Origin of the sequence: Streptomyces beihaiensis (assembly GCF_026274175.1) — a bacterium.
Taxonomy (GTDB): Bacteria; Actinomycetota; Actinomycetes; order Streptomycetales; family Streptomycetaceae; genus Streptomyces; species Streptomyces beihaiensis.
On sequence record NZ_JAPHNL010000057.1, the window covers coordinates 66,932 to 74,400 of the forward strand.

Below are 7,469 nucleotides of genomic sequence, written 5' to 3' on the forward strand. Positions count from 1 at the left end.
CATCGCATCGATCCAGACATGGCTGCCGCTTCTCTGGGTGGCCGGCGCAGCCGCCATAGTGACGTCCGCGGCCCTGGCGACGCACGCGGCAAGGCCACGGGCATAGCCCGACCGTGCGTACGGTGGCGGACATAGCGGATTCTTCGACATTCAGGCGGCCCGGCCGAAGCCGACAGTGGTCAGATCTTGGGGTGCCCCATCTTGTTCGCGCAGGGGAGCGAAATCGACGTCGAGTTTCGGGTCGTACGCCTCGGGCTCGATGCCGAGTTCGTGGGTGCTGTACTCGCCGAACTTCTCTACCCAGTTCGGGTGTTGTCGCATGTCGTGTTGCAAGCCGAGCGGGGGCCTGACGCTACGTTGTCGCGGTGATCACCGAGGGTGTTTCGCGGGGATGGCGGGTGTGCTTCTCCGATCCCGAACGTCGCTGGCCGTCGTTCCCTGACCCGCTGGCGAGGAAGTTCGCGGCACGACTGCGCGAGTTGCTGCGTACGCACGGCCGTCGGCCGGGGCAGCCGTTCCTGATCGGTCCGGACGGCAGGCCGGACGGGCGGGTGAACGGGTTCTTCACCTCGTATCCGATGACGGTGCGGGACCGTGATACGTGGCGCAAGTACGCGTACGCGCTCGGGCTGTGGCTGAACTTCCTGACGGTGCGGGGCCGGGGATGGCAGCAGGCGGTACCCGCCGATGTGGAGGCGTTCAAGTTCTGGCGGATGGCGGACCCGGCCAACCCAAGGAGGGTGGCGGCCGGGACGCTCAAGGGCGACCTGGTGACGCTGAACGTCTTCTACGGCTGGGCCGCGCGTCACCACGGGGTGGTCAGTCCGGTGGAGATGCGGGAGGTCCGTGCATCGGCTCCGCGCGGGTCGGTGGAGGAGATCGCGGCCGGTCCGGTCGGAATCCGCAGCCGGGACGTGAGGTGGTTCACCCCGGCCGGCTACCGCCGCTGGCGCGACCTCGGGCTCAAGGGCTTCGCCCTGGATGGGCTGGAGGATCCGCGCTGGCGCGGGAGGGGCGAGCAACGAGACGCCGCGTTCGCCGACGGGCTGTTCGAGACCGGCCTGCGGCTGAGCGAGTGGGCCAGCGTGCTGGACATCGAGCTGCCGAGCGACGATCCGGATCGCGCCTTCACCACGCGCTGGCTGGCGGACGCCTGCGCCAAGGGCGGTCTGGGCCGCCGCTACTGGCTGCCTCGGCCGGCCCTGGTGGGGGTCTTGTCCTACACCGAGGGTTCGCGCGCCCGAGCGGTCCGCCGCGCTCAGCGGCAGGGCCGGTACACCCGGGTGCCTGGGATGCTCGTGGTCGAGAAGGTCTTCGCGAACCGGAGGCTGAGCGTGCGGGATGCCTCCGGGGCGGTAAGTTCGGTGTCGCTGGACGTTTTGGACCCGCAGGCCCGGATGCGTCTGTTCCGTGAAGGCGAGTACGGGCTGGAGCCACTGGCGGTCTGGCTGAACGAGGACGGGCTTCCGCGCGCCCCGCATGGCTGGCAGCACACCTTCACCGCGGCCAACGACCGGATCACCGAGCTCGGGCTGGACGGGTTCGCGTGCTCGGCCCATCGGCTCCGCCACTCTTTCGCCCTGCGCTGGTATTCGGTGGGCAAGCTGCTCTACGACGCGCGGTTCGGGCACCTGGAGGGCGAGGAACTGCGCGACTTCCGGGTGCAGTTCGGCGACACCTGGCAGCTGGTGCAGACGATGCTCGGTCATCGCAGCGTCACCACGACGATGGACGTGTACTTGGAGCCGTTCCGGCACCTGGACGTCGAGCTGCTGCTGGAGCAGACGGTCGGTCTCCCGGTCGCCGCTCTCCTCGACGAGGTCTGGCGGCAGCATCCCAAGGTGGCCGCCGATCCGCTGGCCGCCGGACCGGTACTCGCTCGCGAGGGGTTGCGGTGAGGGGGCGGCCGGCCGCGCTGCCGATGGCCGGCTACCAGGCCCCGGCCCGGGTGCTGCTGGATGAGGGACGGTGCACGGTCCGGGTCATCAGCGAGGATGGGTGCACGAGCAAGGACTTCGACTTCACCGTGATGCCGGTTGCCCGGGCCCTGCAGGTCGCTCTGGCCGAGGCGTTCGACCGACGCACCGGCCCGTCGGGCACCTGCAAGAGCATCAGCTCCGCCAATGGCTGCTACTACGGGCTGCGGACCTTCACCGAGTACCTGTCCACCCTGCCGTCGCCGCCTTCGGGTCCGGCTGAGCTGCGGCCGGGGCATTTGGAGGGCTACCGCGCCAAGTACGCCGGACAGCGCACGCTTGCGCAGCGCGTCAACGGCGTCAAGCGGACGCTGCGGGCCGTGACCGGGGTCAGCGACGCCTTCACCGTGGCTCTCCGGGGCGGCGGGATCGTCCGCGACCGCTCGCCCAAGGTCCCCAGCTACCGTCCCGAGGAGTTCCGGCTCATCATGGCGGCGGCCCGCCGTGAGGCCCGCGCCACGGCCGCCCGCATCCGGGAACACCGGCAGCTGCTCGACCAGTGGCGGTGCGGAGCCGTCGACTCCGGGAGAGAACCGGACCGGTGGCAGCTCGGACAGGCACTGGACCATGTCGAGACCGCTGGTGATGTTCCCCGCAGGCTCTGCCGCAACGGCTACCGCTATCTGCCCCATGACCTCGCGAAACGCTGGAGCGTCGGCGATCTGATTGCCATGGTCCACCTCACCTGGTGCGATGCCATGCCGTTCGTCGTCCTGCTGGCCGGGCTGACCGGCCAGAACGGCAGCACCATCATCGACGCACCGGCCGCGGTCCACCGCCCGGACGGCGGCGCGGGCGGCACTCCGAATGCCATCGTGGAGCTGGTCAAGCCCCGCCGTGGTCACCGCAGCCACATGCCCGTTGTGCTGGCGGACCTGCCCGACTGGCTCAGTACCGGCGAGGACGATGAGGGGCCCGGACAGCCCGTCAGCGCGCGCGATGAACTGCACACCCCGCTCGGCGTCTTTCTGCTCGTACGCGAACTGACCGAACCGGTGCGGCGCATCACCGGCACCGACCGGCTCATGGCCGTCCGCCAGCGCAAGGGTTTCCGCACCGGTCGGCCTCTCAGTCCCGGAACACTCGGCACGGCGATCGCCGACTGGAGCCACCGCGCCGGACTCGGCTCCGTCTCCTCGCCAGTCGCCGCCCTGCCCCGCGGCGGGGAGGTGAGCCTGCCCCGGCTGCGGATGACCGTCCTGGAACAGCGCCAGCAGGCCATCGCGCACACTGACGAAGTCCTGGTCAATGAGTACCTCGGACGGGATCGCGGCAACATCGGCGCCTACCAGCAGGTCGTCTCCCGCGCCCTGGAGGAGCAGGTCTCCCGGGCCAAGGCCAGCGCCCTGATGCCGGTCTTGACCGCGGACGAGGTCGAACTCGCCCGGGAGCATCCTGAAACCGTCGCCGCCCGCCACGGGATGGACTCCGCGGTCTTGAAGCAGATGCTCTCCGGCGAGCTGGACACCGTACTCGGGGCCTGCACCGACCACCACGGTGGGCCGCACTCCCCGCCGGGCCAGCCCTGCCGGGCCTCGTTCATGCGCTGCCTGGAGTGTCCGTGCGCCCGCGCGACGCCCCGGCATCTGCCGGTGCAGATCCTGGTCCTGGACGGTCTGGAGGCCCACCGCGCCGAGACGCCGCCGGCCCGGTGGGCCCAGCGGTTCGCTCTTCCGCACGCGCAACTGGCCGAGCTGATCTCCCGGCACCCTCCGGCTGCCGTCACCCGCGCCCGCGAGCAGCCCACCCCCGCTGACCGCCGCCTGGTCGAGCGCTTCCTCGCCCGAGAGCTGGACCACTCATGACCATCGAGTATGCCCCCACAGTCCTGGCCACAGCCGACGGCCAGCCCCACGCCGGAACCCCGGTCCTGCTCAACCGTCCCATCAGGCCCGGCACGGACTCCGCCGTCCTATCGGTGTTCGGCGACGACCGGTGGGAGCTGACCCCGGCCCTCTTCGAGGAACACGTCGCGGCGACCAGCCTGAACTTCGCTCCCATCCCCGCGGCGCTACGGCCGACCGCCAAGAACTACGTGTGGCAGCTGCTGAACTGCCCCGATCCGCCCGCTCTGCGACGGTTCTCCAGCACCCGCTTGGCCGTCCGCACCGTCGTGAGCGGGTTCCCCTCGCTGGCCTCCTTCCTGGTCTGGCTCGACGTCCGCGGCATCACCACGCTGCCCAGTGTCGGTCCCGCCGACCTCGACAGATATCTGTCCGACCTGCTCGACAGCGGTCTGTCCAGGGACGCCCTCGGCGACCGGATCACCGCCGTCCGCCGCCTGTGGGCCTGGCGCGAGAGACTCCCGGCCGGAGACCGGCTACCGGCAACCCCGCCCTGGCGGGGAGAGGACAGCGACGCTCTGCTCGGACGCAAACGGCGCCGCGGGGAGAACCGCACCCCGCGCATTCCGCCGAGCACCGTCGACCGGCTGCTGCTGTGGTCCCTGCGATTCGTCGAGGACTTCGCCGACGACATCATCGCCGTCCGCGACGAGTACGCGACGCTGTCTGCCCGCAGTTTCACTGCCCGGCACCGCCACGGCGGTCACCACGACCCCCGTACTCCCGAGCAGTTCCACGCCGATCTGCGGACTCTCCTGCGGAACATGACCCATGACGGCAGGGAACTGCCCGGCAAGCCTGGTCCCGACGGGGCTCCCGTCCTCGACCGTCAGCACCTCGCCCGTCTGCTCAACTGCCCCACCCACTGGTTGGGCCGCCGAGCGAACGCGGCGGCCCTGGACACCAGCGGACTGCCCATCGCCGATGCCGCCTACCTGAGTGCCCCGGTCACGGCCCGCCTCGACGGCAGCCTCTGGCGGCAGCACCTGATCGCCTTCGGCGAAGCCGAACAGCTGGTCCGGCACCTGTCGACCGCCTGCTTCGTCGTGATCGCTTACCTGTCCGGCGCTCGCCCCGGGGAGGCTCTCGCCCTGCGTCGCGGATGCGTCCGCCACGACGCCACCGCCGGCTTGTGGCTGATGCACGGCCGCAAATGGAAGGGCGCCACCGACGAGTACGGCGGCAAGAAGCCCGAGGGCGAAGAACGCACCGACCCCTGGGTGGTGGTCAGGCAGGTCGCCGATGCCGTGTCCGTATTGGAACGGCTGCACGAGCGGGACCTACTGTTTCCCACCACGCTCTTCGACACCCGGATCGCCGACGCACTGGCCCGAGGCAGGCTCGGCAAGGCCCGCACCACCCAAGTCCTCGCCACCCACATCGACCGGTTCATCAGCTGGGTCGACACCTACTGCGCGAACACCGGACGCGACGAGCGGATCCCGCCCGACCCCAGCGGCCGCAAGATCTACCCGGTCCGCTTTCGAAGGACCCTCGCCTGGCACATCGTTCGACGCCCCCGCGGCCTGGTCGCGGGCGCCATTCAGTACGACCACGTCCGTCTCGGAGTAACTCTCGGTTACAGCGGGACTTACGCCTCCGGCTTTCCCGACGAGCACGCCTTCGAGACCTGGCTGCTGACGCTGGAACAGCTCACCGACGCCGAGCACCGACTCCGCGAGGGCGAGCACGTCAGCGGCCCGGCCGCCCCCACCTACACCCAGCGCGTCCATCAGGTGTCCCGGCAGTTCGCCGGACGCGTACTCACCAGCACCCGGCAGGCCCGCGACCTCCTCGACAACCCCGCCTTGCAGATCCACAAAGGGAAGGGCATGACCTGCGTCTTCGACCCCGCCAAGGCCAAATGCCGCCTCGGCAGCGGCGAGAACATCCGTCGGACACCGGACCTGACCGACTGCCAGCCCGGATGCCAGAACATCGCCCGCACCGACCGCGACATCGCCGTTCTCCGCGACCAGGTCGCCGAGCTGGAAGGACTTGTGGACGACCCACTCAGCCCCGGCCCCCGCCGGGAGCGCGAACGCCACGAACTCGCCCGGCTCACTCAGATCGTCGACGACCACGACCGCACCCGGCCGGAGGCGCCATGACGGCCGCCGCCGACTCCACGCGCGACGCGATCCGGGCCGCCGCCGACCGGCTCCTGGAAGGCACCCCTCTGCGATCCACCGGGGAACTGACCGTGGTCCAGCTCGCCGCAGAAGCCGACGTCAAACGGTGGCTGCTAACCCACAAGCACCGCGACCTCGCCGAGCAGTTCCAGGCCAGAGCCCGCGCCCTCGCCGGAGACTCGCCCCCGGTCGCGGAACTGAAGAAGAGAATCAGTGAGCTGGAGGATGCCAACGCCCGGCTCAAGGCTGCCGACGCCGAGCGGCAGGAGCTGACCGACTTCTACACACAGGTCATCAACGAACTCTCCACGGCGCTCGACCGCGCTACCGCCGAGCGGGATGACCTGCTGGGGAACGTCCGCTCCATCTCCCAAGCGCCGAGCCGACGCCCTGCACACTGAGACATCGTCAACTATCCCAGCGGCTTGGCATCGTTGAGAGGCGAGCGAAGGATGAGTGCAACTGCCGTCTCATGAAAAATCTCCCTTGACTGCCATCATGAAATTATCCTATGGTCGTCGTATCGAAACCACGGCAGCCCCCTGGAGGAATCATGACCCGCCCTGACGACTTTGAGCCCGAGTCCCCTGAGTTTTCTACCTGGGCCGACCTTGACAAGGCCATCAAGGCCAACGGAGGTGTCCTCCGGGTCGCCATGTGGGCGCTTCGTGACATCGACGGCTATGGCCGCCTCGGCGTCCGCGTCCTCACCAGCATTCACGACAAGCTCGCAGACATCGGCGTCGGTCATCTTCCGTTTGACCTTCCCAACAACCAGCACCAGAGCGTCGTCCTCTACAAGGTGGGTAGCGAGGCAGGCGCCGTCGTCGCGGCGGTCCGCAACGGCAGCAGCACGGCGGATGCCGAGTCGGCTCTCCGCCGACTGAACACCTCGGACGCGGTGCAGGCCGAGAAGGCCAAGGACGCCAAGCTTGCCGATCTCGCCGATAAGGTCGATGAACTGGAGAAGCTGCTCGCCAGTTTCCGCACAGTCCTCGCCGAGGAGTGAGCGGACGACTCGATCTCTCTCCAAGGGCGCTTCCACGATGGGGCGGGGACCGGTGAACCGGTTCCCGCCCCATCGCATTGACCCCCGATGAAGGCGATCAGCAACAGAGGCAAGCCGGCGAGAGAACCGAACCGTTTGATGTACTTGGTCAGGCACGGCGAGACCTGGGCCAGGCCCTCGGGGTCGACCTCCCGCCCCTCCCCCAGGAGTTGGCGGACGATCTCGGCGATGTCTGGCTAGGACTACTCACCGGTGAAGTGCGACCGGCCAGCTGCGTCGAGCTCTTCCAACGTTTCAGAAAAGACTCCGTACAGCGATGAGGTCGGCCTCCACACGGTTCCCGGAATGAGGCAAGTCGTGAAGGCGTTCGAGCAACTTCGGAATATGGCGGTTACGGAGCGGACGCACGCGCCCCGATCGTCAAGGCGCTTCCCTCTCTGTCAGCCTTAGGTGAGACGTTCCGCTTCGCCGGGTTAGCCTGAGAGGGCACGACAGGAGAACCACCCCC

General features: G+C 69.1%; 6 protein-coding genes. 5 read left to right on the forward strand and 1 reads right to left on the reverse strand.

Going from position 1 to position 7,469, the window contains the following annotated elements; all coding sequences use genetic code 11:
* Window positions 1-150: 150 nt before the first annotated feature.
* Window positions 151-321 (reverse strand): hypothetical protein, encoded by a 171-nt coding sequence (locus OFY01_RS07670; protein ID WP_266597610.1) that lies wholly within the window; start codon window positions 319-321, stop codon window positions 151-153.
* Window positions 322-365: 44 nt separating this feature from the next.
* On the opposite strand from OFY01_RS07670, the gene OFY01_RS07675 reads away from it, so the two are divergent.
* From OFY01_RS07675 to OFY01_RS07695, 5 genes are all read left to right on the forward strand, one after another.
* A complete protein-coding gene (locus OFY01_RS07675) occupies window positions 366-1,898 on the forward strand; it encodes an integrase (RefSeq protein ID WP_266597612.1) in 1,533 nt (510 codons plus the stop codon).
* Window positions 1,895-3,781, forward strand: a complete 1,887-nt coding sequence (locus OFY01_RS07680; protein ID WP_266597614.1) for a hypothetical protein — start codon at window positions 1,895-1,897, stop codon at window positions 3,779-3,781. Before OFY01_RS07675 ends, OFY01_RS07680 begins: the two co-directional genes overlap by 4 nt.
* The gene (locus OFY01_RS07685) at window positions 3,778-5,931 is read left to right on the forward strand and encodes a hypothetical protein (RefSeq protein ID WP_266597615.1); all 2,154 of its coding nucleotides are present in this window, start codon (window positions 3,778-3,780) and stop codon (window positions 5,929-5,931) included. The genes OFY01_RS07680 and OFY01_RS07685 overlap by 4 nt, the downstream gene beginning before the upstream one ends.
* The gene (locus OFY01_RS07690) at window positions 5,928-6,353 is read left to right on the forward strand and encodes a hypothetical protein (protein WP_266597616.1); all 426 of its coding nucleotides are present in this window, start codon (window positions 5,928-5,930) and stop codon (window positions 6,351-6,353) included. Before OFY01_RS07685 ends, OFY01_RS07690 begins: the two co-directional genes overlap by 4 nt.
* Before the next feature lie 152 nt (window positions 6,354-6,505).
* Window positions 6,506-6,961, forward strand: a complete 456-nt coding sequence (locus tag OFY01_RS07695) for a hypothetical protein (RefSeq protein ID WP_266597617.1) — start codon at window positions 6,506-6,508, stop codon at window positions 6,959-6,961.
* Window positions 6,962-7,469: the final 508 nt, after the last annotated feature.

Excerpts from the sequence above, each read along its gene's own strand:
- OFY01_RS07685 (WP_266597615.1), top strand. The coding sequence starts at position 3,778 with ATGACCATCGAGTATGCCCCCACAGTCCTGGCCACAGCCGACGGCCAG.
- OFY01_RS07670 (WP_266597610.1), bottom strand. The coding sequence starts at position 321 with ATGCGACAACACCCGAACTGGGTAGAGAAGTTCGGCGAGTACAGCACC.
- OFY01_RS07690 (WP_266597616.1), top strand. The coding sequence starts at position 5,928 with ATGACGGCCGCCGCCGACTCCACGCGCGACGCGATCCGGGCCGCCGCC.
- OFY01_RS07695 (WP_266597617.1), top strand. The coding sequence starts at position 6,506 with ATGACCCGCCCTGACGACTTTGAGCCCGAGTCCCCTGAGTTTTCTACC.